Source organism: Mycoplana azooxidifex (genome assembly GCF_014196765.1).
GTDB lineage: Bacteria > Pseudomonadota > Alphaproteobacteria > Rhizobiales > Rhizobiaceae > Mycoplana > Mycoplana azooxidifex.
In genome coordinates this window covers 103,094-129,997 of the sequence record NZ_JACIEE010000013.1, presented here as the reverse complement: position 1 = coordinate 129,997, position 26,904 = coordinate 103,094, and the positions used below count along the sequence as shown (strand labels likewise).

Sequence of the window (26,904 nt, the reverse complement as noted above, 5' to 3'; positions counted from 1 at the left end):
TCATTCTCTCCTTCAAGCTATGCGTTGGCCGCGCCGGCGGACGGCGATCATCTCGGCGACGATTGAAAAGGCGATCTCGTCCTGCGTAATAGCGCCCAGATCGAGCCCGGCTGGCGAGCGTATGGCATCCATCGCGCTGACATCCACGCCGGCGGTCTGAAGGTCACGGCGCAGCGCGGCGAACTTTCTGCGCGAGCCGACGAATCCGATGTAGCGTGCCGGCGCGTCGATCACCGCCTTCAGTGCTACGCCATCACCGCGCCCCTGGGTGGCGATGACGATGAAGCCGTCCCCGGTGCCGTCATCAGGCAGTTCAAGCCCTTCGATCATTCTGTCCGCATCGCCGAAAGCCGCATGGTCGGCCGCCGCAGCGCAGACCGTCACGAAGAAGCCGAGCCGACGGGCGATCTCGGCGAGCGCAATCGCCACGGGCGATGCCCCGAAGATAGTCAGGCTTGGGCGCGGCAGCACGGGTTCGACAAAGACATCCATTGTGCCCTGGCTCGGGCACATGTTGCGGGCGTAGAGAATGCCGTCGCGCACTTCGCCGGGGTTGACGTGCTGCACTTCGAGCAGGTCCTCCGGCTGGACGCTGACGAGACGCGGCTGGCCGTCGCGGATCGCTTCGCCCGCCGCCTTCAGCACCGCGCTGCGCGCGCAGCCACCGCCGATCCAGCCGCCGGAAATCCGTCCATCCGCCAGCACCACCGCCTTGGCGCCGGCCTTGGCCGCCGTCGCTGATACGGTGCGCACGACGGTGGCGATGACGAACGGTTCGCCGCGCGCCTTGGTTTCGGCTACCAGATCGAGAATATCGGAAGGGGCCTGCATGGTCAGATCCTCGCCAGATAGGGTTCGAGCGCTTTCAGGCTTTCAAGATTGTGGGCCGGTGCGAAGAGGTCGATGAAGGGAAGGGCTGCCTTCATGCCGGCAGCCTCCGGTGCGTAATCCTGCCAGCCGATCATCGGGTTCAGCCAGGCGATCCGCCGGCAGCGGCGCCGCATTGCCTGCATCTCGGTGCCAAGATTATCAGCCGGGCCGGTGTCGTAGCCGTCGGAGACGATCATGACGCAGGTGTGCGAATGGATGCAGCGCTTGGCATGCCAGCGGTTGAAGGTCGCGAGACACTCGCCGATGCGCGTACCGCCGCCGGTCCCCTCCGCCATCAGCGACATGCGCTCCACAGCACGCTGCGGATCGCGTTCGCGCAGTGCCGGCGAGATATGGATGAGACGCGTATGAAAAACGAAGGCTTCCGCCTCGCGAAAGGCATCGAGCACCCCATGCATGAAGCGCAGGAACACCGCCGAATAGAGGCTCATCGACCCGGAGGCGTCGAGCAATACGACCAGCCGCAACGGCTTTTCCTTGCGTCTGCGGTGGACCAGTTCCAGTGGCGTACCACCATGGGAAATGCTCTTGTGGATGGTGCGCCGCAGATCCAGCCGCTCGCCCGTTCGGGCCGCACGCATGCGTCGCGTGATCCGGGCCCGCATGCCTTTCGCCAGCCGCTGCGCCAGTTCGTGCGCCTCGGCCAGATCCTCCGGCTGCGTCATGTGACGGAAATCCGTCCGGCTCAGGAGTTCGGTGCGCGAGGCCCCATCCCGCCTCGAGCGGCCGGTATCGGTTGTTTCGACATCCTCGCCGCGCCGGACATGGTCGGCATTCTGAATGTCGCCGAGCCCGCGTGCGCCTGACGAAACGGCCTTGAGCCCGGCCGGCGCCTTCTGCGGCGATCCGGACAAAAGCGTTGCCGATTTCATGCCGCGCTTCAGCCAGTAGGCGTCGAAGATCTCGTCAAATTTCTGCCAGTCCGACTGCCGGCTGCAAAAGAGCGCCCGCCACGCCGGACGAAGGCGGGACGGACGGGTCGAGGCCGCCCCGCTCAGGATCACCAGCGCATCGCGCGTCTCGGCAAGGCCGGCAACGAAACCATTGTCGCGGAGCGTCGCGACAAAAACGCCGAGCTTCACCCGCATGGCGGCACCCAGGTCCGGCAATGCGTTTTTTTCCGCCGCGTGCATCTCAGGCCACCTTTCCCAGCAGCCTGTCGGTGACCTGCCGCGTCATGCGCGCCCTGTCTTCCGCCGTCTTGATCAGGCACGTCAGCGTTTCGTACACGGCCTCCGGCTCGTCGCGCAGGTGGTGGATGTCGAGGCCGGCGAGCGTCGCCGCCCAGTCCAACGTCTCCGCCACACCGGGTGCCTTGCGCAGTTCCTCCTTGCGGATCAGGCTCACCATGGTGGCGATCTGAAGCGAAAGGGCCGCATCGATCCCCGGCAGACGCGACAGGATGATCCGTGCCTCGCGGTCCACATCCGGAAAATCGACATAGTGGTAGAGGCAGCGGCGGCGCAGCGCATCCGACAGTTCACGCGTGCCGTTCGAGGTCAGGATCACGCGCGGGATGGTCGTTGCCGTTATCGTTCCGAGTTCGGGAATCGAGACCTGAAAGTCGGACAGAAGCTCCAGCAGGAAGGCTTCGAACTCCTCGTCGGCGCGGTCGACCTCGTCGATCAGGAGAACCGGTGCCTTGGCCTGCCGGATGGCAGCGAGAAGCGGCCGTTCGAGCAGATATTTTTCCGAGAAGATTTGCGCCTCGACCTCGTCCGCATCCGCCCCTTCTCGCGCCTTGATGGCGAGCAACTGGCGCTGGTAGTTCCACTCGTAAAGCGCCGAGCTCTGGTCCAGGCCTTCGTAGCATTGCAGCCTGATCAGCCTGGTATCGTTGGAAAGAGCAAGCGCACGCGCGACCTCGGTCTTGCCCACGCCCGCTTCGCCTTCCAGCAGAAGCGGACGCGACAGGCTGCCCATCAACCAGAGCGCAGTCGCGAGGTCGCGATCGGGAATGTACCCGACCGCGGCCATTTGCGAGGCGATCTCCTCCTGTGGAAGCGTCACGGCCATCGCTGTCTTCCCACTTATGCGTGCAGGCCCAGCCGCTCGCCGACCTTCCACAGACGCCAGGCATCATGCGGCATCTGGATGTTGCCGGCACCGAGGAACGCATAGGCGTCGTTGACCGCATTGGAGAAACACGGCACGCCGCCGACATGCGGGCTCTCGCCCACGCCCTTGGCGCCGATCGGATGATGCGGAGACGGGGTGACGGTGAAATCCGTCTCCCATTTCGGCGTTTCGACGGCGGTCGGCAGGAAGAAGTCCATGAAGGACGCTCCCATGACATTGCCCATCTCGTCGTAGCGGATCTCCTGGCCCATGGCGCAGGCAAAGGCCTCCGTCAGTCCGCCATGCACCTGGCCCTCGATGATCATCGGGTTGATGCGGGTGCCGCAATCGTCCAGAGCGTAGAAGCGCCTGGTCTTGGCGACCCCTGTATCGACGTCGATGTCCATGATGCAGAAATACGCGCCGAACGGGTAGGTCATGTTCGGCGGCTCGTAGTAGTTCACCGCCTCGAGTCCCGGCTCCATGTTCGGCGGCGGGGCATTGTAGGCAGACCAGGCGATCTCCTTCATCGTCTTGAACTTTTCCGGCAAGCCCTTCACGCGGAAACGGTCGATGTCCCATTCCAGATCGCCCTCATGCACTTCAAGCATGTGCGCCGCGATCATCTGCGCCTTGGCCTTGATCTTGCGGGCGGCGACCGCGGTGGCAGCGCCGGCCACGGGCGTCGAGCGCGATCCGTAGGTCCCGAGGCCGTATGGCGCAGTGTCGGTGTTTCCTTCCTCGATCATGATATCGTCGGCGGGAATGCCGAGTTCGGTCGCGATGATCTGGGCATAGGTGGTCTCATGCCCCTGACCCTGGCTCTTGGTGCCCATGCGGGCGATGACGGAACCGGTCGGATGAATGCGGATCTCGGCGGAGTCGAACATGGCGATGCCGAGGATGTCGCAGTTCTTGGCGGGGCCTGCACCGACGATCTCGGTGAAGAAGGAAATCCCGATGCCCATCAGTTCGCGGGTCTCGCCGCGCTTGAAGGCCTCGCGCTTTTCCGCCTGCTCCGCGCGAAGCTGCTTGTAGCCGATGGTGTCCATCGCCTTCTGCATCGCCACATGATAGTTGCCGCTGTCATATTCCCAGCCGAGTGCCGACTGGTAGGGAAACTGCTCCGCCTTGATGAAGTTCTTCATCCGCAGTTCGGCTGAATCCATGCTGAGCTTCTGCGCCAGCACCTCGATGGCCCGTTCGATCGCAAACACGGCCTCCGTCACGCGGAACGAGCAGCGATACGCCACGCCGCCCGACGCCTTGTTGGTGTAGACCCCGTCCACTGCCAGATGTGCGACAGGGATGTCATAGGAGCCGGTGCAGATGTTCATGAAGCCGGCCGGCCATTTGGACGGGTCGGCGCAGGCGTCGAAGGCACCATGGTCGGCCAGCACATGCACGCGCATACCGAGGATCTTGCCTTCCTTCGTCGCGGCGAGTTCCGTCGTCATATGATAGTCGCGGGCAAAGGATGTGGTGGAGAGGTTTTCCATCCGGTCTTCCACCCACTTCACCGGAACGCCGAGCACGATCGAACCCACCACCGAGCAGACATAGCCGGCATAGGCGCCGACCTTGTTGCCGAAGCCGCCGCCGATGTCGGGCGCGATGACGTGGATCTTGTGCTCCGGCAGGCCCGAGATCAGCGATACGACGGTGCGGATCACATGCGGCGCCTGGAAGGTGCCCCAGAGCGTCAGCTCGCCCTTCACCTTGTCGAAGGAGGCAACCGACTGGCAGGTTTCCAGTGGTGACGGATGGGTGCGATGATCGAGCAGCATTTCCTTGATCGTCACCTCGGCATTCGCAAAGACGTCGTCCGTCGCCTGCTTGTCGCCGATCTGCCATTCGAAGATGTGGTTGGGATGCTTGCGCGGCCCATGCGCGCCCGTCATCTTGTCCTTGATGTCCTCGCGCAGGATCGGTGCGTCCGGCAGCATCGACTTGAACGGATCGACGATGCACGGAAGTGCCTCATACTCGACGTCGACCAACTCGGTCGCGTCCGAAGCGATGTAGCGATCCTCCGCGATCACGAAGGCCACTTCCTGGTTCTGGAACAGCACCTTTTCTTCCGCCAGCACGGCCTGTACGTCGCCTGCCAGCGTCGGCATATAGTGCAGACCGAGCGGCTTCAGGTCGGCGGCGGTCAGGACCGCGATCACACCTGGCATAGCTTTGGCGCGGGAAGTGTCGATCGAGACGATACGGGCATGGGCGTGGGGCGAGCGGACGAAATCGCCGAAGACCATGCCCGGCAGCTTCAGGTCATCGACATAGGAACCCTTGCCCTGCGTGAAACGGATGTCTTCGACGCGCTTGCGCTTGCATCCCATGCCCTGCAGCTTTTCGGTGCGCTCCGCGCGATCCAGATCGATCTTGACTTGCTCGTTCATTCTGCCGCCTCCTGGAATGGGGTTCCGTTGATCTTGGCGGCCGCATACTGGATGGCCTTTACAATGTTGACATAGCCCGTGCAGCGACAGAGGTTGCCGGCGATCCCGTGCCGAATCTCGTCTTCGGTGGGGTCGGGGTTTTCCTGGAGCAGCCGGTGCGCGCGAAGGATCATGCCGGGTGTGCAGTAGCCGCACTGCAGGCCGTGCATCATGCGGAAGCCTTCCTGCAGCGCGCTCAGCGTTCCGTCCGCGTTCGCCATGCCTTCGATCGTGGTGATGCTGGCGCCGTCCGCCTGGACTGCGAAGGTCATGCAGCTCTTCACCGACATGTCGTCGATATCGACGGTGCAGGCGCCGCAGTGGCCGGTGTCGCAGCCGATATGGGCGCCGGTCAGGTTCTGTTGCTCGCGCAGGAAATGGATCAGCAGCGTGCGCGGCTCGACGAGCGCTTCGACCGCCTTGCCGTTGATCGTGACTTTGATGTGCGATTTGGTCATCGTGTCTTCCTCAAGCCGTGGCGCGGGACCGGGCCCGCTCGAGCGCGCGGCGCAGCATGACGCCGGCCATCTTGGTGCGGTAGTCCGCCGGGCCGCGCATGTCGGAGGCCGGATCGGTGATCGCTTCGGCGGCCGCGACCGCGCTTGCGACGGAACCTTCGTCCAGTTTTGTGCCGACGAGCAGGCGCCCCGCTTCCTCCGCCCACAGCGGAGTTTCGGCGACATTGGTGAGGCCGATCGAGACGCTCATGCACGTGTCGCCAGCCATGGTGATCATCACTGCCGCCGCCGCCGTCGCATAGTCGCCGACCTTGCGCTTGAGCTTTTCGTAGGCATAGCCGTGGCCCGCTGCCGGAACGGGAATGCGGACCGCAGTCAGGATCTCGCCGGCAGCCAGTGCTGTTTCATAGGCGCCAAGGTAGAAATCGCGCGCCAGGACTTCGCGGCTTCCCTCGTTGCCCGTCAGCGCGTAACGGGCGTTCAAACACTGCATGAGTGCGGGCATGTCATTGCCGGGATCGCCGTTGGCACAGTTGCCGCCGATCGTTCCCTTGTAGCGGATTTGCGGATCGGCGATCATCAGTGACGTTTCGCGAATGATCGGCGCCAACTCGGAGAGAAGCGAAGAGCCGATAAGGCTGTGCTGAGTCGTCATTGCACCAATGACGATATCGTCATCCGAACGCGCGATCCCGCTAAGGCCGTCGATGCCCGCAAGGTCGATGAGGTGTTCGGGAGATGCAAGCCGTGTCTTCATCAGGGGGATGAGACTGTGACCGCCTGCCAGCGGGCGTGCGTCTTCTCCCAGTTCGATCAGTAGCGCGACGGCGCTGCCGATCGTCGTCGGGCGATGATAGGCGAATGTCCCAGGTATCATGATGCCGCTCCTCCCAAAGCGTCGTCGTCCATGCCAGCTGTCGTGTTTCCTCGGTCACGACACCTGCTGTGGCAACGAGGCCGCCATCGGCATCGCATGACAAGCGCAACCACACCAAACGCCCCGATATGCACGAAATGCATGCACGGCGCGCACGAACTGCGACAGGAGGGGTGACCTAAGTTTCGGATGGGCCGGTTGGATTGGCGGCTTTGAAGGCTGCGAGTTCCTGGCGCAATGCGACCATGCGCGCGCGGCTCACCGGCACTGTGCGCCGCACCGGCGTATCGAGTTCCGCAACGCCGGCATCGCCCGTCTTCTTGATCCGGGTGACGAAATCCAGATTGACGATATAGCTTCGGTGGGTCCTAAAGAACGTGGTCTTCTGCAGCCGGTTGGCGATGTCGGTGATCGACAGGGGACAGAACAGATCGTCCCGGCCGTTGAAGATGTAGGTGTAGTGCGCGTTTGAATGGACCGAGGCGATTTCATCGGCTGCGATCTGAAAGCGATTGCCGTTCTTCTCGATCGGCAGGAAGTCGATGGCGGAACCGGCTGCTGCCGCGAGGACTTGTCCCTCGCCAGGAGCGCGTTCTCCGCGGGTCACGGCTGCTTCCTGCGGCGTCGCGACCGAAATGGCGGACGTCCATCCTGCGTCGCCCTTCAGATCATTCGCGTCGGTCGGAATGAGTGCCAGCATGAAGACCGCGGATATGGAACAGGCTATCACGCTGACGATGATGGCCAGCATGTCGCTGGAAATGACGGACTTCACGGTCGTCGCATCCGACCCGGCTACATGCATTGTCGTTCCAGCCATCGCTACATAGTGCATACCCGAGACGGCACAGCCCAGCACAACGGCGCAGAGAAAGAGCGGCGGTCGCCGGTCGGCGGAGAATGCCAGCCAGAGGGCTAGGCCCGATGCCGCGATGGCGATCGAAACGCTTGCCAGCATATAGGCCGGGTCGTGGCTCAGATGCGCGACGGAATGGATCGCCATCATGCCGACATAGTGCATCGTGGTGATTCCAAGCCCCATGGCGATTGCGGCCAAAACCAGCAGGCGCTGGGAGCGCAGGCTCGCCAGATAGATGGCGATTCCGGTGACCAGGCCACACACGAAGAACGACAGAAGCGTCGGCAGGACGGCATAATCGATCGTGATGGCGGTAGTGATTGCCAGCATGCCGATGAAATGCATGCTCCAGATTCCGACCGCGAGCGTCGTTGCCGAACCGGCAATCAGCAGGCGTCGCCGATTTGCGAAGGCACCGGGAATGAAGATCGCCAGGCTGATGCCGACATATCCGACCTGGATCGCCACCAGGACTGACAACGCAACAAGGATCGGATTGTAGCTGAAGGAAGCGGCCGTTTCATTCATGCTGTCGATACCAAGCCCTTCAAAGCATATTGGCCGCTCGTGCCGGGACACGAACGGATCCAAGTTTTGGCGCCTACGCCAAAGAGCGATAAACCTCCCCGGTCATGCTCCCAACATAACCACGATCAGTGTAGCGACATCCTTGGCGCTTTGTCGAGAAGCCCGACGCTCGAAGATCCCGTGCGTGCGGCCGAAGTCATCTTCTCGCGACATCGGGCGAGTTGGACGCAGTGGAAGTGCCCGATGACGGTCCGTGTTGAGTTCCAGCAGGATTTGACCCGATTTTCCGTTTGGTATTGTCCCACCTAGTAACATGTAAGGGGTTGTTTGAAATTCCTTCTTTCAGAAAACAGCCGGGCCACGACGAAATGATAAAGAGGGTCAAGATCACCCGGCAATCAACATCCCGATCAAGGTAATGACCGAATACGATTGCTCGATCCTCACCGACGTCCCAATTTGGCAAGAGCCGTCGCGAGCTTGTTCCGGTGCATTCGAAGCGATACAACAACAGACCCAAGCCCAGGCAGCCTCCAGAGCGCTTCGCGTTGTAGTGAGTGGTATCCCTGACGGACAAGCCGGTGCGGGGCCATGGCCGGCGGTTGCTGACGGTATGCTGCTTTCCGCGGCGGCATGTCTATGCGAACCGTCGACCCGACGCTACAAGGAGGATCGTTTTGGATCATGCTTGTGCGATGGCGAAGGGTGAAATGCTTCGGAAACCGGCGACTTTGAAGGATGTGGCGGCGCTGGCGAATGTGTCGCGTGCAACGGCTGCCCGCGCCCTGAACAGTTATGGCTATGTCGGCGACGAAACCGCACAGAAGGTTCATGCGGCTGCGGAAAAGCTCGGCTATCGCGGCAACCGCCTGGCGCAAGCATTGCGCAACGGGCAGTTGCCGATCGTCGGATGTATCCTCGGCGATATACAGAACCCGTTCTTCGCCCGCATCGCGCACGACATTGAAGCCCTCGCCCGCGAGTGCGGGTACAATCTGGTTATCGGTAGCAGCGAGGAGGAACTCGGGCAGGAAGTCTCCCTGCTGGAAAGCCTCCAGTCGCTCAGTATCCGCGGCTTCATCGTGGCGCCGACGTCGGCCGAGAGCAACGCCCATCTGCTGCGACTTATCGCCGAAAACGTGCCGCTGGTGTTGATCGACCGTGTCGCAGAGGGAGTCGATTGCGACAGCGTCGTCGTCGATAACGAAGGCGGGGCGCGCAAGGCAGTCGAGTACCTTATCGCGATGGGCCATCGTCGCGTCGGACTGCTGCAGGATGACATGCGCATCTTCACCTCGCGCGAGCGCATGAGCGGCTACCGGGCGGCACTTGCCGCCGGCGAAATTGCACCGGACGATCGAATGGTTTCCGTTTCACAATCTACGGTAGATCACGCAGTGGATGCGACCATACGCCTGTTCAGCCAGAAGACCCCACCGACCGCGCTCTTCACGGTTGACAGCCTGATGACACAAGGCGCGCTTCTCGCCTTCCGTTCCATGGGCATTTCGATTCCCCACGACGTCTCACTGATCGGTTTCGACGACTTCAATTTGGCGACGTTCACCGATCCGCAGATCACGGTCGTCTCGCAGCCAGTGGCCGAAATCGGGCGCGCAGCAGCCCGGCTGCTGTTCGATCGACTCTCCGGGAAAAGTGGCCAACCGCAAAAATTTCGCTTTGAAACCAAACTGATAGTTCGAGGCTCCGTCAGCCGGAGAAGAGGCGTCTGAGCGCCGGACACCCCGTCCGAAATTTTTTGAGCTCCCTACTTGCCAGCGCCAGATTCTTATGCGCTAAATATGTGTGAGATCGATCTCACATTGTCTCAAAAATCATTTGCGCAAGACGCGGTCTCGCTACGAAGGCGATCTTGCGACGCGCAAAACGGGAAGGTTCTAATGCTCAACTTCGATAGAGATCGCTTTGTTAAGATTCAAAGCGGCGCAGTTGCAATAGCGCAGGACGTGCGTCACTTGATGCGCGAATTGCTGAACGACGGTCTGGAACGCATTTTCTTCATGGGGACCGGCGGCGTGCAGTTTCTCACCCAGCCGGCAATCGAACTTGCGCGGAATTCGACGCTTTTCCCGGTTTCGGCAGCCTATTCGGCGCAGGTCGTTCTGGAGCCGCCGGCCGGTTTGAACGAGAAGGCGCTGGTCATCCTGCCCTCGCTGTCGGGCACGACGAAGGAAAGCGTGCAGCTACTAGCCTTCCTCAAGGAGCGCGGCGTGAAGACGCTGTCCTTGACCGGGCACAAGGATACGCCTCTCGGTCGCGACGCCAACTACAACTTCACCAATTTTGCCGAAGACGACACCTCCTCGGAATCGTTTTACCTGCAATCCTTGATCATCGTTCTCGCGCTTCTCGCAGAACGTGGCGAATATGGTAATTTCGACGCGACCGTGGCCGAACTCAAGCTGCTGCCGGAACTGCTGGTTTCGGTGAAGGAAAGCTACGAGGCGAACGCCGCAGCCCTTGCGAAGGAAATCAAGGACGAGACCTATCACATCTTCACCGGGGCGGGCTCCGTCTGGCCGGAGGCTCACTACTACGGCATGTGCATTCTCGAAGAGATGCAGTGGATACGCACTCGTCCGGTGCAGGCGTCCGACTTCTTCCACGGCACGCTGGAACTGGTGGAGCCGGGCGTCAGCCTGTTCATCTTCAAAGGAGAAGACGCCAGCCGGCCGCTGACCGACCGGGTGGAAAGCTTCGCCAAGCGCTACACCGACAAGGTGCGCATCCTCGATGCGGCATCGGCCGGCCTTCCGGGCATTTCCGCCAAGACCCGCAGCCTCATTTCCCCTGTCATCCTGGCAACGATGCTTGAGCGCCTGAGCGCGCATCTGGAAGTCCTGCGCGATCATCCGCTGACCACGCGCCGCTACTACAAGCGCGTCGAATACTGAACGTTTCCCGGTCCGGCGATCACCGCCGGACCGGATCCCGGGACCTTTGCATGCCCCAAAAAACGACGACAAAAGAGAGGAACTGCGAAATGAAAGCCAACACGTTCTTGAGCACGACGAGCCTCGGATCGCTCGTTGCAGCAGCATTCGTCATCAGCGGCACCAGCGCCGTGGCAGCGGCAGACCCGGTTGCGGCCGATCCTAGTGCCGCGGTCGAATATACGGGCACGATCAGCGTGCTGACGAAATTCGGCCTGCAGCAACTCTCTCCCTTTTTTGTCGACGCGGCAAAGGCATACGAAAAGCTTCATCCCGACGTGAAGATCGAGCTCATCCAGGAGAGCGACGACAGCGTGAAGGGCAAGACCAAGGCCCTGGTCGCATCCAACTCGTTGCCTGACATCTACTTCACCTGGACGGGCAGTTGGGGCGAGAATTTTGTGCGCGGCAATCGCGCCGTCGACCTGACCCCGGTCATCGGCCCGCAGACCGAATGGGGCAAGACGCTTGCCACCGCCGCAGTCTCCGCCTTCCAGTACAATGGCAAGCTCTACGGTGTTCCGCTTTATCTCGATGCCAAGTTCATGGGGTACAACAAGAGCCTGTTCGAAAAGGCGGGCGTTTCCGAACCGAAGAGCTTCGACGAGCTTTTGAGCGCCTGTGCAGCCCTGCGCAAGTCAGGCTCCACGCCGATTTCGTTCGGCAACAAGGAAGGCTGGCCGGGCGTTCATTATGCGGGGCAGCTGCTTTCCTACAACGTGCCGCAGGCGACGCTTGAAAAGGACTTCGTCCCGGCTACGGCCGAATATAGCGATCCCGGTTATGTCGTCAGCCTGACGCAGTTCAAGCAGTTGATCGACGAGTGCTCCGATGGCGCCGGCACCAATGGCTCTTCCTATGCATCGGCCTTGCAGCAGTTCAGCAATGGCAAGTCCGCCATGTACTACCAGGAGATCATCGAATTCGACCAAGCCACGGCCGATGGCGCTCTGAAGCGCGACGACTTCGGCTTCTTCAAGCTGCCGGCTCCGAAGGATGCCAAGGGCGACATCAAAGCCATCGAGGGCGCGCCGGAAGGCTACATGATCAGCGCAGCCTCGAAGAACATTCCGCTCGCGGTCGACTTCATGCGATTCGTCACCTCGGCTGAAAACGGGAAGATCCTGTCGGCGCCGCCCTATGGCCAGCCGAGCGCGACAGTCGGCGGCTATTCGGCGGAAACCATGAACCCCACCGTCGTCGATGGTCTGAAGGTGATCGCGGCCTCGTCCTATCTCATGCCCTGGCTCGATACGGCAAACCCGCCGCGCGTGGCGGCTGCCTGGCTCGCAGGTCTGCAGGCGCTCATCGGCGGCACTTTGACACCAGAAGAGGTGGTGGAGCGCGTTAAGGTAGCGGCGGCTTCGTCCAAATAGGGATAGGGCCCGGGATGACTGCCATGAAGCATGACTACAAGGGTGGAGCCGTCAAAATCGGCTTCACCGGGTCGCGCCGGCCTGAAAGGGGCCGGCTCGGCCCGATAACCGGGATACTCTCGTTCCGATGGATCGTGATCGCTTTCGTCCTGATCCTCTGGTTCGTCTACTATCCGATCATCGACAACTTTCTCGTCAGCACGAAGAACCAGGACATTTTCACGGGCGAAACCGCCTTCGTCGGACTGGACAACTACCGGCGCCTGCAAAGCGATCCCGTGGTTTGGACGGCGATAGTCAACAACACGCTCTATGCCGTCATCTCTGTCATCATCCAGGTTTTCGGCGCCTTCGTCCTCGCTGCGCTGATCGAGGGGCTCAGTGAAGAGAGATGGCGCCGGTTCTGGCGTGCCATCTACTTCGTGCCGTCGGCCATCTCGATAACCGTGACCGGCCTGCTGTTTTATTTCATATATCAACCCGACATCGGCCTTCTGGATTCGGCGCTGACGCAGATAGGCCTTGCGGATTGGTCGCGCGCCTGGCTCGGCGAGGAGCAGACCGCCATCTATGCCATCATCGCCATGAGTCAGTGGCAGGGCTTCGGCTATTCGACGCTGCTGTTCGCCATCGCGATCCAAAAGATCCCGCGTGAGCTCTATGACGCAGCGATCATGGACGGGGCTGGGACGTGGCGGCGCCTTTGGAACATCACATTCCCGCTGACCCGCGAGATGACCGGGCTGATGGTGATCGTCACGATCGCCGGCGCATTCCAGGTCTTCAACGAGGTCATGGTCATGACCGGCGGCGGGCCTAACAACAGCAGCCAGGTGCTGGGGACATGGCTCTATCAGCAGGGCTTCATCGAAAATGACTTCGGCTATGGTGCGGCGATCGCATCGGTCATCTTCGTCATCACGCTTTTGACCGGTTTTGCGCAGCTCTGGTACACGAAGAGACGGAGGATCGACCTGTGAGCGTCTCCAGTCAATCGCGGGAAACTGAGCGTACCGACTTCGTTGCCGTTTTGGCGAAGGTCTGCCTCGTCGCGTTCCTGTCCAGCCTCGGCGTCGTCGTCCTCTATCCGCTTTTCTGGATGGCGCTGAACGGCTTCAAGACCAATGCTGAAATCTTCGGCAACCCGTTTGCGCTGCCGAGCGGCTTCAGTATCGCAAACTACATCTCTGCCTGGAACCAGGGCATCCGGAACTATATCGCGACGAGCGTGATCGTCACCTTGGGATCGGCCGTCTGCACGGTGTTTGTCAGCGCTTGGACCGCCTATGGCCTGACCCGGTCGAAGCTGCCCGGAAAGCCGTTCTTCGTCGGCATCGTTCTTGGCGGCCTCATGCTGAGCCCGACGGTCGCGGTTATCCCGCTGGTGCGAATGATGCAGGACTTGGGCCTCTACAACACCTATTGGGCTCTGATCATTCTCTACACCGCCTTCCGCATTCCCTTCACGACCTTCCTTATCCGCGCCTACATGCTTGGCCTGCCACGCGACCTGGATGAGGCCGCCACAATGGACGGCGCCAGTGAAGGCCAGATTTTCTGGCGGGTGACGCTGCCGCTGTGCAAGCCGATCCTGGTTTCCTGCGTGATCCTGCACGTTCTGTTCGCCTGGAACGAGTACCTGTTCGCGATGATCTTCACCAGCGGGGCGGACCTGCAGACGCTGCCCGTCGGACTTACCTCCATCATGGCAAAGCACGGAACGAACTATGCCGTCGTCTTCGCCGCGATGACGCTCTCCGCACTTCCCATCGTGGTTACCTTCTTTGCGGCGCAGCGCTTCTTCATCCGGGGGCTGGCCGAAGGTATCGGGAAATAGGGGGGATCATGTTGAAACGCGTGCAGCCTGTCGATGCGAATTTCACCTTTCAGCACCATCCGTTCCGCAGGACTGTCGAGCAGTCGGGCGAGATCAGCGTCCGGCATATGGGACTGTGGAGTATCGCTCCAGATTTCGACCAATTGGAAGAAGCATGAAGAACGCCAGTCCCAATCTGATTGCCGTCGGTGACAATTGCCTTGACGCCTACCTGACCAAGGGTTTTGTCACCGTGGGTGGCAATGCCCTCAATGTTGCCGTGCAGTGGCGGCGGCAAGGCTTGGATGCCCGGTACTTCGGTGCGCTGGGGCCGGACGAGGAAGCGCAGATCATGTTCGGTGCCATCGAGGAGGCTGGACTCGACCCGGGCGACGTCGAAATACGCCCGGGCTCTTCAGCCGTGACGTTGCTAACAGACGATGCGGGCGAGCGGCGCTTCCTTCTCGAATCCCTGGGCGTCGGGCAGGACTATGTTCCGAGCGCCGAGCGCTATGAGGCTCTGCTGCATGCCGATTGGGTCCATCTCGGTACGAATTCAAGCGAAACGTTGGTCCGTGGCCTCGTTGCGAATGGCGTACCGTTCAGCATCGACGTGTCCACACGGCACTTCGACCTTTCGCTTGACGGCGTGCCGCTGGTCTTCGCCTCCGGCCCAGACGATCCGGCCGAGCCTGTCGAGCCTCTGATCGCGAAGCTCAAAGCGGAGGGTGCGCGTCAGGTCGTGGTCACCTGCGGCAGGCGCGGTTCTTTCTACGACAATGGCAGCAAGGTATTTGCCGCGGGCTCCGTGCCGGTGACTGTGGTCGATACCTGCGGCGCGGGTGATAGCTTCATCGCCACCTTCCTCCTGTCGCGCATCGCCGAAAGCCTGTCCGAGGCGGTCGCCCTCGATCGGTCCGCTGCAAGGGCAGCGGAAACCTGCACCCACCTCGGTGGGTTTCCCCAGCCGATCCGGGCAATTCCCCAATGGCTGCTGGACAAATACGATGGCGTCATCCGCAAGACTCAGGGGGCATGAACATGAACACCATCAAGATGAGGCCGCCTGTGGCTGCAGCAAAGGGGGACCGCTCCTTCTGGCTGCAAAGCATTGATGCGGACGCGGTCACTCCGCCTTTTCTGGGAGACGCGGATTGTGACGTGGCGATCGCCGGCGGCGGATATGCCGGCCTCTGGACGGCTCTCCGTATAAAGGACCAAGCCCCGCAGATGCGCGTGACCGTTCTCGAAGCGGATTTCTGCGGGTCGGGCGCCTCGGGCCGCAATGGCGGACAGGTCCACAGCTGGTTTGCGGAAATTGACATGTTGCGCGCGCTTGTGGGCGAAGATGACGCGCTCATGCTGTGCCGGGCGACGACCGATGCCGTCGAGGAACTGAGCGGCTTGCAGGCCGCCGGCACCGTCGACATGGATCTTCGGCTCGACGGGTGGCTGTGGACCGCAAGCTCAACTGCACAGGAAGGCGCCTGGGCGCAAGCTTATGACTTGTGCCATACGCTCGGCGAAGAGCGCTTCCGGCCGCTCCATCGCGCAGATATCCTGCTCCGCACGGGTTCCGTCGCCTCCTATGCCGGCGTCGTCGAGGACAGGGCAGGGACCGTCCAACCGGCAAAACTGGCCATCGGGTTACGCCAACTGGCCCTTTCCAGGGGCATCGTCATCCACGAGCATAGCCCGGTTCTCGAAATCGCGCCGGGCGACCGACCGCAATTGCGAACCGCGAATGGCGCGCTTTCTGCCGGCAAAGTGGTCCTGGCCGCAAACGCCTGGCTGTCGGCCATTCCGGAACTGCACCCCTATCTCTATGTGGTCAGCAGTCAGGTCATCGCCACGGCACCTGCACCCGAAATATTGGACGAACTCGGCTGGGTGGATGGCGCATCGGTCTGCGATGCGCAGCATCACGTGCTCTATTATCAGCGAACGCCGGGCGGAGAGGTCATCTTCGGGCGGGGCACGGGCGGCATTGCCTTTGGGGACCGCATAGATGCCCGCTTCAACCGCAGCGGCGACGCGGGGGTGGACAATATCCGTGAGATGCATCGGGTCTACCCGCAACTCAAGGGAGTGCCCGTTCTCTACGATTGGACCGGTCCTATCGACTGCACGGCGCAGCACCTGCCGGTTTTTGATCATCTCAGGGACCACCCGAACATCTTCTATGCCATGGGTTTCAACGGCACGGGCATCGCGCAAGCGCCGGTCGCCGGGCGCATCATGGCAAGCCTTGTCCTCGGACGCGACGATGTGTGGAGCCGGTGTGGGCTGGTCGGCATCGACAAACGGACTCAGCTGCCGCCAGAGCCCCTGCGTTATGTGGGCGCCAAGGTCGTGCGCCGGGCCATTCGCCGGAAGAACGACCTCGAACTTCTCAACAGGAAGCCGGATCGGGTGACGCGGTTCCTGGCCGGGCTCGCGCCCTAACGGTACGCGTCCTCACGGGGTGAAATCAGAATAATGGAGCGGGAACGATGGCTGATCTGTCGCTGAGAAACATACGCAAGGCTTATGCCGATCTCGAAGTCCTCCACGGCATCGACCTCGAAATAAAATCGGGAGAATTCATTGTCTTCGTCGGTCCTTCCGGCTGCGGAAAGTCGACATTGCTTCGCTCGATCGCCGGTCTTGAGACGATAACATCCGGCGACCTCGTCATCGACGGAGAGCGGATGAACACGGTGGCGCCCTGCAAGCGCGGTATCTCCATGGTGTTCCAGTCCTACGCCCTCTATCCGCATATGACGGTCTATGAAAACATGGCCTTCGGATTGCGCATTGCCAGGGCTCCAAAGGCTGAGATCGACGACAGGGTTCAAAAGGCGGCGGCGATTCTGCAATTGAGCAAGTATCTAAAGCGGTTGCCGAAGGCGCTTTCTGGCGGACAGCGGCAACGCGTTGCCATCGGCCGCGCCATCGTACGCAATCCGCGGGTCTTTCTCTTCGACGAACCGCTTTCCAACCTCGATGCGGCGTTGCGCGTGGCGACGCGGATCGAGATCGCGAAGTTGAAGCAAAGCATGCCGGACGTGACCATGATCTATGTGACCCACGATCAGGTCGAGGCGATGACTTTGGCCGATCGCATTGTCGTGTTCAAAGACGGGAACATCGAGCAGGTTGGAACTCCCCTTGAACTTTATAAGCGACCGGCCAACCTTTTCGTCGCCCAGTTCATCGGCTCGCCCGCGATGAATCTTCTCGAAGGCACGGTCGTCGGGAAGTCGGAAGGCGTTATGCACCTCATGCTTGAGTGCGGTGCGGCGCTAGACGTTTCCGCCGATCGCGGGGCGCTGCCAGTGGGCGAAAGAATCAGCATCGGCATTCGCCCTGAAAACACGCAGATCACCGCATCCGGGGAAAGTGGCCCGGTGCTCACCGGCACGGTCGATTTTGTGGAGTATCTAGGCGAAGTTCAGATTCTTTACGTCGATCTGGCCGGTTCTGCCCAAAAATACCTGATCAAGGCAGCGGACGAAAAAACGTACGCAAGGACGGACACTATCCGCTTCACTGCCCGAGCGCATGACATCCATCTATTCGACGCGAAAGGTCGTTCCATCGCCGGGCGGGCTCTGGAGCCTCGCGAGCTCGCGCAATAGGGCCTTCAGCGCAAGTTATTGTATCCGAAGAAGCAGCTGCGGTTGCGCACGGCTTGCTATGGCATATCCATCAAGCTGTCAGCGCTGCCGCTTGATCGGTTCTCGCCGCCGGTATCAGAGACGGTCGCCTCACGTATCGCCTTATACGATCGCTTCAGCCCCTTCGGACCGCCAGGGACAACGGCTTCGGCCGCGCGAGCCATTACAAACCCGCATGGGCTCATCAGATCGTTTCATGGTGCGATTCTGGTTCTTCCCTTGACTCAAACTCGACCATCTTCTCTAAATTTAGTTGTCAGACGACTTACACAATTGGGAACGTGCCGCTGACCCATCAATCAGGAGGATCTCGTGAGAAAACTGTTAACACAGCTTGCCATCGGCGTTGCCGCACTGGCGTTCGTGACCGCCGCACAGGCCGGCGAAACGCTTGACCGCGTCATTGGCAACAAGGCTTTGGTCGTCGCCACCAACAGCGGGTGGCCGCCGCAGAGCTATCTCGACGACAACAATGAGATGGTTGGCTTCGATATCGACGTTGCCAGGGAAATAGCAAAGCGCCTCGGTGTCGAGGTCAGTTTCCAGACGCCGGACTGGGCGACGTTGACCGGCGGACGCTGGCAGGGGCGCTACGATCTAGGCGTCGGCTCCGTGACGCCGACCAAGGCTCGCGCCCACGTCATCGATTTCGCTGGCATCTACTACTACAGCCCCTATGTCTACGTGCTGCACAAGGACAGCGAGGCGAAGTCGGTTTCCGACCTGAATGGCAAGATTATCGGCGTCGAAACGGCTACGACCTCCGAGGATTTCATTCGCCGCCAGCTCGAAATCGATGCGCCGGGTCTTCCCCCGATCGAGTACAAGATCGAACCGGGTGAAGTCCGCACCTTTGCTGACTCCATGCTTCCCTTCGACGACCTGCGTCTCGGTGCCGGCGTCCGCCTCGATGCCGTCATCGCCCCCGAGCAGACCGCGCTGAACGCGATCAAGAACGGTTATCCGCTGCGTATCCTCGAGGGCGAGTACGCGTTCAAGGAGCCGCTGGTCGTTATCGCCGAAAAGGTCGATCCGGATTGGACGAAGAAGGTTGGCGAGATCATCGAGGAAATGAAGAAGGACGGCACGCTCTCAAGCCAGACCACAAAGTGGTACGGCAAGGACTACAGCGCCGACTGAACCGGACACAATGCGGGCGGCCATGGTCGCCCGCAATCTTGCTATCGTCGTTGCTTGCGCGAGTGAAAATGTCCTATCCCCAGACTTACTACAAAGACACAATCGCCGATCCGAAGGTCAGACCAGTCCTGTCAGGAACAACCGAGTGTGACACGGTGATCGTCGGTGGCGGGCTTGCTGGTCTGACAACTGCGCTCCAACTGGCGCGGGCTGGCCAATCGGTCATCGTGCTCGAAGCCGAAAGCGTCGGCTTTGGAGCTTCAGGCCGAAATGGCGGTTTTGTCAGCCCTGGATTTGCCGCGGGGGGCGACAACATCGCCCGGATGGCGGGACCGGACGCAGCAAGGCAGATCCACCGCCTCTCGATCGAGGGGGTGGACTTCGTGCGTGACACCATCGATGCGCTGAAGATAGACAGCGCGAAGATGCAGCCGGGCATCACCGGCGTCCTGCGCTATGACGATGGTGACAGCCTCAAGGCGCATGCCGAAGCCATGCGGGAAAACTATGGCTATGAGCTTGAGTACCGGGACACCGAACAGGTCCGCTCTGTCCTCAAGTCCAGCCGTTATTTCCAGGGGCTGCGCGATCCCAACGCCTTTCATATCCATCCCCTGAACTACCTTCGCGGGGTCGCAGCCGAGATCGAACGCCTCGGCGGGCGGATCTACGAGGGCTCGGCCGCCACTGACGCTGCGCTCCATGGCGCCGAAAAGACGATCGGTACGGCCGGTGGCCGCTTAAAGGCGCGCCACGTCGTCTTCACCACAGGCGGCTATACCGGAACCCTGAACGGTCGGCTGAAGCGGTCGTTCCTTCCAATCGCCACCTACGTGATGCTGAGCGAGGAAGCGCCCGACCTGATTCGCACAGCCATTGCGACGACGGATGCGATCGGAGACAACCGTCGTGCGGGAGACTACTATCGATTGGTGGAGGGCGGCAAGCGCGTGCTTTGGGGCGGACGGATCACTACGCGGGCCGCGTCACCCGTCGCCCTGGCCGCGGAGTTGCGCCGCGAAATGACGGGCACCTATCCGCAGCTTAAGGATCTGAAGACGGAGCTCGCCTGGTCCGGCCTGATGTCTTACGCACGCCACCTCATGCCCCAGATCGGCGAGATGCAACCGGGTGTCTGGCACTGCACGGCGTTCGGCGGGCATGGGCTGAACACGACGGCCATTGGCGGCAAGCTGGTTGCCGAGGGCATTCTCGGACAGTCGGACCGCTACAAGCTCTTCAGGCCGTTCGGGCTTGTATGGGCCGGCAGCTATGCTGGGCTGGCCGTGGCCCAACTCACCTACTGGAAACTGCAGGCACAGGACTGGTGGCGCGAACGCGCAGCCTAACGCCGGAGATTAAGGCATGATTGGTCGTCTGATACTTACCTATCCGGATGTTGCGCGGCGGTCCGGGATGTTCCTGATGCTGGCGCTCGTGACGCTGGCGGTCTACGGGCTCGGTATCAGCCCGGCCTGGATCGGCCACCTGCTGCCGACATCATCCTCGTGGTTGGAGGTCAATCCGACGCTGGGCCGGCTGATCGGGGCGCTGATGATCGCGCTGATCATGGCCCTGAACTGGAAGGCGTTGCGGCAGTTGCCACGCCGATGGCAGATCGCCGGCGTCTGGATAGAACTCTTCGTCCTTCTGATGCTGTTCTTCTATTCCTTCGACCTGTCCTTCGCCTTTATCGCCAAGAAGATCGGCTTTCTGATTTCGCAAGGCGTCGTCACCACGCTCTACATCTCGGTGGTCTCCATCGCCATCGCCACTGCTATTGCACTTGCCGGTGCTATAGCGAAACTGTCGAAGAATGGCGTCGTCTATGGCCTCGCTACCTTCTACACCTCACTCTTCCGCGGCCTGCCGCTTCTAATGCAGATCTACATCATCTATCTCGGCCTGCCGCAGGTGGGTTATGTCATTGGCGCCATACCAGCTGGCATACTCGCGCTGTCGCTCTGCTATGGCGCCTACATGACGGAAATCTTTCGGGCAGGCATCGAGAGTATTCCGCGCGGTCAGACGGAAGGTGCGACCGCACTCGGTCTCAGCCCCAGCCAGACGATGGGGCTGGTGATCCTCCCCCAGGCGATGCGGGTCATCATACCACCGACCGGCAACCAGTTCATCGCCATGCTGAAGGACTCTTCGCTCGTCTCGGTGGTTGGTGTCTGGGAGCTGATGTACCTGGCGCGCACGCTGGGGCAGACGGAATTCCGCCACATCGAGATGCTGATCACCGCCTCGATGATCTACTGGATGCTTTCAATCGGGCTTGAATTGATGCAGGCGCGCATCGAAGCCCGGTTCGGACGGTTCAATGCCCGTTGACGCGTCATCCCGGCTGGTGGCACGCGCGCGAATATGCGTGGCGCAATACTGGGTTTCACCGCCTTTGCGGTCTTCTCCGGCACGGACGTGTTGGTGAAGCTTTTGGCCGAACGCTTTGCCGTGCCGCAGGTCACTTTCATGGTGACAGTTGCCGCACTTCTGCTGCTCCTGGTCCAGGTCGGTACGACGGGCACACTTGCGTCGCTCCTGCCGCGCTATCCGGGCCTTGCGCTCGCGCGGGCATTCCTGCTCGCGCTGGACACCATCCTGATCCACTACGCGTTTTCGATGCTGCCCTTGTCCGAAGCCTATTTGCTCGCGTTCCTGACCCCGATCCTCGTCGCCGTGCTGGCGTTTCTCCTGCTTGGAGAAAGGCTGTCGCCAATTGCGTGGTCCGGGGTGATCGTCGGCTTCTTCGGTGTTGCCATCGCACTGCGGCCGGGCATGATATCTCTCAACCTCGGCCATGCGGCAGCGGCGGGCTCTGCGCTTGTGTTTGCGCTGTCGCTCCTGCTGCTCCGACGCACAAAGCAGACCGAGCCGGACATGGCCCTCGTTTCGACGCTGCTGGTGGTCCTTGCCGCAGTCGCCTTGGGGGCCGCCCTGTCGACCGGCGGATTTGAACCCATCGGCATGTCCGATCTGCTGTCCGCCTTCGCCGGCGGCCTTTTCCTTTTCGGAGGGCACCTGCTGCTCGTCCGCGCCTTTCGCACCGGCGATGCTTCGGTCGTCGCTCCCTTTCAATACAGCCAGATCATCTGGGGATGCCTTTACGGCGCCTTGTTCTTTGCCGCACCCACCGAGCTTCATACGCTCGCGGGCGCCCTCGTCATCATCCTGTCAGGCTGGCTGGTCCTGAAGTAACATCCTAGAGACACAGAATGCCCACTTCGATCGACATGGCCTCCTCCGACATCAATATCAGCGGCGTGCACAAGTGGTATGGGCACTATCACGCACTCGACGATATCAACCTCACCATCGCGCGTCGGGAGAAGGTGGTCATCTGTGGCCCCTCGGGCTCCGGCAAGTCGACCTTGATCCGCTGCATCAACCGCCTCGAAGCTCATCAGCAGGGCAGCATCGTTGTCGGCGGCATTGAGCTCGACGAGGACGAGCGCAAGGCAGATGCCGTGCGTGACGATCCTTGAGAACTGCGTGCTTGCCCCAATGTGGGTCAAGAAAATGCCGCGCAAGCAGGCCGTCGAGATCGCTATGCACTACCTGAACCGCGTGCGCATTCCGGAACAGGCCGGGAAGGATCCCGGTCAGCTTTCAGGCGGCCAGCAGCAGCGCGTGGCGATTGCAAGGGCGCTGTGCATGAACCCGAAGGTCATGCTGTTCGACGAGCCGACCTCTGCGCTCGACCCCGAGATGGTCAAAGAAGTGCTGGATACGATGGTCGCACTGGCAGGCGAGGGGATGACGATGGTCTGCGTCACCCACGAGATGGGCTTTGCCCGCCAGGTCGCCGACCGCGTCATCTTCATGGACCAGGGCCGGATCGTGGAAGAGGGTCCGCCGGACGCATTCTTCGCCCGTCCGAAGACGGATCGCGCGAGCCAATTTCTCAGCCAACTCCTGCACTAAGCGTGCAGGCTGCGCGGCGAATCTGCTGCGGTTCGACCGTGTCTGGGCTTGAGGGCGACACGTCGATCCCAAAGTTATAAGACAACAGACAACTTGAGCCTAAGCAGGGGCGTTCGCGAAATCAGGATTGGCGATGCAACGCCGTTGGTTGCAGGCGCTCGGGTCAATGCGCTGCGCTTGACCTTCTCAAATTCGTCAGACAAGAACATCGTATCATTGTTCACTCGGAGTGAGAGGAAATTGGTCGAACCCCTTCGCGACACGCGCACCTTGGTCATCCAGCTTCGCGACCGCATTGCTGACCTTGTCCGCGAGGAGGGGCTAAATCCCGGTGACAAATTGCCGACCGAAGCGCAACTGACGCAGCGCTTCAAGATTTCCCGCCCCGCCCTGCGCGAGGCGCTGAAACTGCTCGAGCAGGACGGCGTCATCTATGTAGAGCACGGACGGGGCCGCTTCGTCTCCGCAATGTCCGCCATTCACGTGGACAGGCCGATCACGGTGTTCGAAAGCGTCACCGACATGGCGCGGCACTATGGCTATGCGACGGTCAACAAAGTGCTGTCAATCGCCGAGGAGGCGCCCGAGGCCGACACGGCCGAACAGCTGCGGCTGGACAAGGGCGAACGCGTCATCCGGCTAGAGCGCTTGCGGCTGCACGGGGACGAGCCGATTCTCTACTGCATCGACTACATTCCGCGCGGCATTGTCCCGACCCGCTTGTACGACATCGATTGGAGCGGCTCGCTCCTCGACCTGCTGGACCAATACAAGAGCAGGCCGCGCATGTCGGCTGCGACCGTATCCGCGGTCATGCTTCCGGACGACGTCGTCCAGCGCAACGACCTGCGTGACTTCGGCCCCGCTCTCCTGATCCGTGAGACGTGCTTCAACGCCGCTGCAAAGCCAGTGGTGCACGCCCTCGACTATCACCGCGGCAGCCATTTCGCATTCAGCCTGGCACGCAAGTGAACAGATGGGAAACCACCGGAGAAATGACATGCTGCAGAAAGGCGCTGTAGCGCGCGCAGACCTACCGAGGCCGAACGTGTCTGTCGCGGCCGCCGAGGCGATTTTTCGTGACCATTATGGGCTTGTCGGCGATATCGTCGAACTTGGCAGCCAGCAGGACAGGAACTTCCGCATCGATGTCGGCGGCAAGCGGTATGTCCTGAAGATCTGTCATGCCGAGTATCGGCGCATCGAACTCGAGGCCCAAAATGCGGCGATGCAGCATCTGGCTGCTTCTGCTTCCACTCTCCTCGTTCCGCGGGCGATCGTCGCCAGCTCCGGTGAAACCATCCTGTCGATCGACATCAGCGGCCAACCTTGCCAGGTTCGTCTGCTCGATTACCTCGATGGTGAACCGCTGACGCGGCGGAAATTCCTGCCGGCGATCACCGTCGCAGCCCTAGGCCAGGTCTGCGGCCAGTTGGCGAAAGGCCTTGTAGGCTTCGACCATAGCGGCCTCGATCGACAGATCCAGTGGGACCTTCAGCAGGCAATGCCAGTCGCGACCGCATTGCTAACCGCCGTTCCCGACAAGCGAGTGAAAACGCGAATTGCCGCCGCGCTGGAAGAGTCCGAACGCCATATCGCTCCGCTCCGCACCGGACTGCGCAGCCAGGCGATCCATCACGACATTACCGATGACAATGTCGTTGCCACGCCAGATGCCGACGGCAATCCGATCCCGCGCGGCGTGATCGATTTCGGCGACCTGACGCACGGCTGGCTGGCGGCAGACCTTGCCGTCTGCTGTTCGGCGTTGCTGCACCACTCGGGAGGCGATGCTTTCGTTATCCTGCCCGCCGTTAGGGCATTCCATGCCGAGCATCCGCTCAACGAGGCGGAGCTCAAGGCGCTCTGGCCGCTCGTCGTGCAGCGGGCATGTGTCTTGGTGGCTAGTGGCGAATATCAGCTGGCGCTGGAGCCGGACAACGAATATGCCGCCGGCAATATCGAGAATGAACGCACGATCTTCGAGGTCGCAACCAGTCTGCCGATCGAGGTCATGCAAGCGGCGATTCTGGAAGCGGCCGGCATGGCAGCCGCTGCCCGGCCCGTGCCGGCGATGCAGCGACTTCTGCCGGATATCGCGCCCCCCTCTTTCCGGACGGTGAACCTGGATACGCTGAGCCCGCTCTTCGAAAGTGGTAATTGGGTCGACGAGGGCATCGAGCGGAAACTCCTGCAGGAGGCGGCGGCCGAAACCGGCGCTGCGATCACCCGCTATGGCGAATTCCGCCTGTCACGCACCCGGCACCACGCCGCGACGGCACCCGAGACCCATGCGCTTTGCATCGAGGCGCAGGTTCCGGCCGGTTCCAGGCTGGTTGCGCCGTTCGCCGGTGTCGTCTCTGGCGAAAACGGCGCGCTGCGCATCGACGGTGACCACGTCTCCCTGTTGATCTTCGGTATAGAGACTGCAAACGTCGAAGGCCAGATGATCGGCGCAGGCGCCGCGATCGGCAGGGTTGACGCTTCCGGCCAATTGCGGGTGCAGTTCTGTCGCGAAAGGGATTTGACTCCGCCACCATTCGTCATGCCACATCAGGCAAGCGCTTGGTCTCACCTCTGCCCATCTCCATCGGTGCTCTTTGGCAGCGATTTCGACGCTCCGGGATTGGAAAGTGAAGCATTGCTCGAAATCCGGCAGGCGCATTTCGCCAGACCGCAGAAGAACTATTACCAGCAGCCGCCGCAAATCGAGCGCGGATATCGCGAGCATATGTATGCCATGGATGGCCGGACCTACCTCGACATGGTCAACAACGTCGCGCTCCTCGGCCATGGCCACGAGCAGCTCTCCGCAGCCGTTGGGCGGCAGTGGTCGTTTCTGAATACCAATTCGCGCTTTCACTACGCTGGGATTGTGCAATTTACCAGGCGGCTCGCCGATCTTGCCCCCGAAGAGCTGGACACGGTGTTCCTGGTCAATTCCGGTTCCGAGGCCAACGACTTGGCGCTGCGGCTCGCCTGGGCGCATTCCGGAGCCCGCAACATCATTAGCTTGCTCGAAGCCTATCATGGGTGGACGGTGGCGAGTGACGCCGTCTCCACCTCGATCGCCGACAACCCGCGGGCGCTGAGCACGCGACCGGGCTGGGTGCATGCCGTAACATCGCCCAACACCTATCGGGGGATGCATCGCGGCCCGGATTCGGCGGCCGGCTACATTGCCGATGTCGAGGCGGCGCTCGCGGCGATTGAGGCCAAAGGCGAAAGGATCGGCGGCTTCATCGCCGAGAGCGTCTACGGGAATGCCGGCGGCATCCCACTACCACGGGGGTACCTCAAGGAAGTGTACCGGTTGGTGCGCGAACGTAGTGGTGTGACCATCGCCGACGAGGTTCAGGTCGGCTATGGCCGGCTAGGCCACTATTTTTGGGGCTTTGAAGAGCAGGGCGTGGTGCCCGACATCGTCACCATAGCCAAAGGCATGGGCAACGGTCACCCGCTCGGAGCTGTCATTACCTCACGCGCCATCGCGGAATCGCTAGAAAAGGAGGGCTATTTCTTCTCCTCCGCCGGCGGCAGCCCGGTGTCCTGCACCGTCGGTATGACCGTGCTCGACGCGATGCGCGACGAGAAACTGCAGGAGAACGCACGCGCCGTCGGCGATCACCTCAGGAGTCGGTTAGAGGCGCTTAGAACGCGCATCCCGATCATCGGCGCGGTGCATGGCATGGGCCTCTACCTCGGCGTAGAGTTCGTTCGCGACAGCGAAACGCTGGAGCCGGCCACGCAGGAAACAGCGGCCATCTGCAACCGGCTTCTCGACCTCGGCGTTATCATGCAGCCGACCGGCGATCACCTGAACGTGCTGAAGATCAAGCCGCCGCTCTGCCTGTCCCGACAAAGCTCGGATTTCTTTGCGGATATGCTGGCGCGAGTATTGGAAGAGGGCTGGTAAGCGC

At 61.4% G+C, this 26,904-nt stretch carries 22 protein-coding genes and 1 pseudogene; 16 read left to right on the top strand and 7 right to left on the bottom strand.

Annotation, left to right across the window (positions count from 1 at the left end; genetic code table 11):
* Positions 1-12 precede the first annotated feature (12 nt).
* The 7 genes from GGQ64_RS24790 to GGQ64_RS24760 form a co-directional block, all read right to left on the bottom strand.
* Positions 13-831: an XdhC family protein gene (locus GGQ64_RS24790; RefSeq protein WP_183808001.1), complete on the bottom strand. Its 819-nt coding sequence runs from the start codon at positions 829-831 to the stop codon at positions 13-15.
* A 2-nt stretch (positions 832-833) separates the two neighbouring features.
* Positions 834-2,024 (bottom strand): vWA domain-containing protein, encoded by a 1,191-nt coding sequence (locus tag GGQ64_RS24785; protein WP_183808000.1) that lies wholly within the window; start codon positions 2,022-2,024, stop codon positions 834-836.
* Between the two features lies 1 nt (position 2,025).
* On the bottom strand, positions 2,026-2,907 hold the full coding sequence (locus GGQ64_RS24780; protein WP_183807999.1) for an AAA family ATPase: 882 nt from the start codon (positions 2,905-2,907) through the stop codon (positions 2,026-2,028).
* A gap of 14 nt (positions 2,908-2,921) precedes the next feature.
* Complete coding sequence (locus GGQ64_RS24775) at positions 2,922-5,351, bottom strand: aerobic carbon-monoxide dehydrogenase large subunit (RefSeq protein WP_183807998.1); 2,430 nt, start codon at positions 5,349-5,351, stop codon at positions 2,922-2,924.
* Positions 5,348-5,848, bottom strand: a complete 501-nt coding sequence (locus tag GGQ64_RS24770) for a (2Fe-2S)-binding protein (protein ID WP_183807997.1) — start codon at positions 5,846-5,848, stop codon at positions 5,348-5,350. The genes GGQ64_RS24775 and GGQ64_RS24770 overlap by 4 nt, the downstream gene beginning before the upstream one ends.
* A 10-nt stretch (positions 5,849-5,858) precedes the next feature.
* Positions 5,859-6,725 carry an FAD binding domain-containing protein gene (locus GGQ64_RS24765; protein ID WP_183807996.1) on the bottom strand — a complete coding sequence of 289 codons (867 nt, stop codon included), beginning with the start codon at positions 6,723-6,725 and terminating at the stop codon, positions 5,859-5,861.
* Positions 6,726-6,903: 178 nt separating this feature from the next.
* Positions 6,904-8,112, bottom strand: coding sequence for an MHYT domain-containing protein (locus GGQ64_RS24760; protein ID WP_183807995.1), 1,209 nt, complete (start codon positions 8,110-8,112; stop codon positions 6,904-6,906).
* Positions 8,113-8,807: 695 nt separating this feature from the next.
* Here GGQ64_RS24760 and GGQ64_RS24755 point away from each other — a divergent pair.
* From GGQ64_RS24755 to GGQ64_RS24680, 16 genes and pseudogenes are all read left to right on the top strand, one after another.
* Entirely contained in the window at positions 8,808-9,845 is a 1,038-nt protein-coding gene (locus GGQ64_RS24755; RefSeq protein WP_246422914.1) for a LacI family DNA-binding transcriptional regulator, read from the top strand.
* A gap of 168 nt (positions 9,846-10,013) precedes the next feature.
* A complete protein-coding gene (locus GGQ64_RS24750) occupies positions 10,014-11,027 on the top strand; it encodes an SIS domain-containing protein (protein ID WP_183808034.1) in 1,014 nt (337 codons plus the stop codon).
* An 89-nt stretch (positions 11,028-11,116) separates the two neighbouring features.
* Complete coding sequence (locus tag GGQ64_RS24745; protein WP_183807993.1) at positions 11,117-12,442, top strand: ABC transporter substrate-binding protein; 1,326 nt, start codon at positions 11,117-11,119, stop codon at positions 12,440-12,442.
* 23 nt (positions 12,443-12,465) lie between these two features.
* Positions 12,466-13,422, top strand: coding sequence for a carbohydrate ABC transporter permease (locus GGQ64_RS24740; RefSeq protein ID WP_246422913.1), 957 nt, complete (start codon positions 12,466-12,468; stop codon positions 13,420-13,422).
* Positions 13,419-14,279 (top strand): ABC transporter permease subunit, encoded by an 861-nt coding sequence (locus GGQ64_RS24735; RefSeq protein WP_183807991.1) that lies wholly within the window; start codon positions 13,419-13,421, stop codon positions 14,277-14,279. Before GGQ64_RS24740 ends, GGQ64_RS24735 begins: the two co-directional genes overlap by 4 nt.
* 8 nt (positions 14,280-14,287) lie before the next feature.
* Positions 14,288-14,437: a hypothetical protein gene (locus GGQ64_RS24730; RefSeq protein WP_183807990.1), complete on the top strand. Its 150-nt coding sequence runs from the start codon at positions 14,288-14,290 to the stop codon at positions 14,435-14,437.
* Entirely contained in the window at positions 14,434-15,297 is an 864-nt protein-coding gene (locus tag GGQ64_RS24725; protein WP_183807989.1) for a PfkB family carbohydrate kinase, read from the top strand. Before GGQ64_RS24730 ends, GGQ64_RS24725 begins: the two co-directional genes overlap by 4 nt.
* A 2-nt stretch (positions 15,298-15,299) precedes the next feature.
* Positions 15,300-16,703 (top strand): NAD(P)/FAD-dependent oxidoreductase, encoded by a 1,404-nt coding sequence (locus GGQ64_RS24720; protein WP_183807988.1) that lies wholly within the window; start codon positions 15,300-15,302, stop codon positions 16,701-16,703.
* A 47-nt stretch (positions 16,704-16,750) separates the two neighbouring features.
* A complete protein-coding gene (locus GGQ64_RS24715; RefSeq protein ID WP_183807987.1) occupies positions 16,751-17,878 on the top strand; it encodes an ABC transporter ATP-binding protein in 1,128 nt (375 codons plus the stop codon).
* Positions 17,879-18,229: 351 nt separating this feature from the next.
* On the top strand, positions 18,230-19,057 hold the full coding sequence (locus GGQ64_RS24710; RefSeq protein ID WP_183807986.1) for a transporter substrate-binding domain-containing protein: 828 nt from the start codon (positions 18,230-18,232) through the stop codon (positions 19,055-19,057).
* Positions 19,058-19,125: 68 nt separating this feature from the next.
* Positions 19,126-20,406, top strand: a complete 1,281-nt coding sequence (locus GGQ64_RS24705) for an NAD(P)/FAD-dependent oxidoreductase (RefSeq protein ID WP_183807985.1) — start codon at positions 19,126-19,128, stop codon at positions 20,404-20,406.
* A gap of 16 nt (positions 20,407-20,422) precedes the next feature.
* On the top strand, positions 20,423-21,394 hold the full coding sequence (locus tag GGQ64_RS24700) for an amino acid ABC transporter permease (RefSeq protein WP_183807984.1): 972 nt from the start codon (positions 20,423-20,425) through the stop codon (positions 21,392-21,394).
* Positions 21,395-21,427: 33 nt separating this feature from the next.
* Entirely contained in the window at positions 21,428-22,258 is an 831-nt protein-coding gene (locus GGQ64_RS24695) for a DMT family transporter (RefSeq protein ID WP_183807983.1), read from the top strand.
* A 50-nt stretch (positions 22,259-22,308) separates the two neighbouring features.
* Positions 22,309-22,984 (top strand): annotated as a pseudogene (locus GGQ64_RS24690) (amino acid ABC transporter ATP-binding protein); the annotation flags it as partial.
* A gap of 240 nt (positions 22,985-23,224) precedes the next feature.
* Positions 23,225-23,956 carry a GntR family transcriptional regulator gene (locus GGQ64_RS24685; protein WP_183807982.1) on the top strand — a complete coding sequence of 244 codons (732 nt, stop codon included), beginning with the start codon at positions 23,225-23,227 and terminating at the stop codon, positions 23,954-23,956.
* A 28-nt stretch (positions 23,957-23,984) separates the two neighbouring features.
* A complete protein-coding gene (locus tag GGQ64_RS24680) occupies positions 23,985-26,900 on the top strand; it encodes an aminotransferase (protein ID WP_183807981.1) in 2,916 nt (971 codons plus the stop codon).
* Positions 26,901-26,904 lie beyond the last annotated feature (4 nt).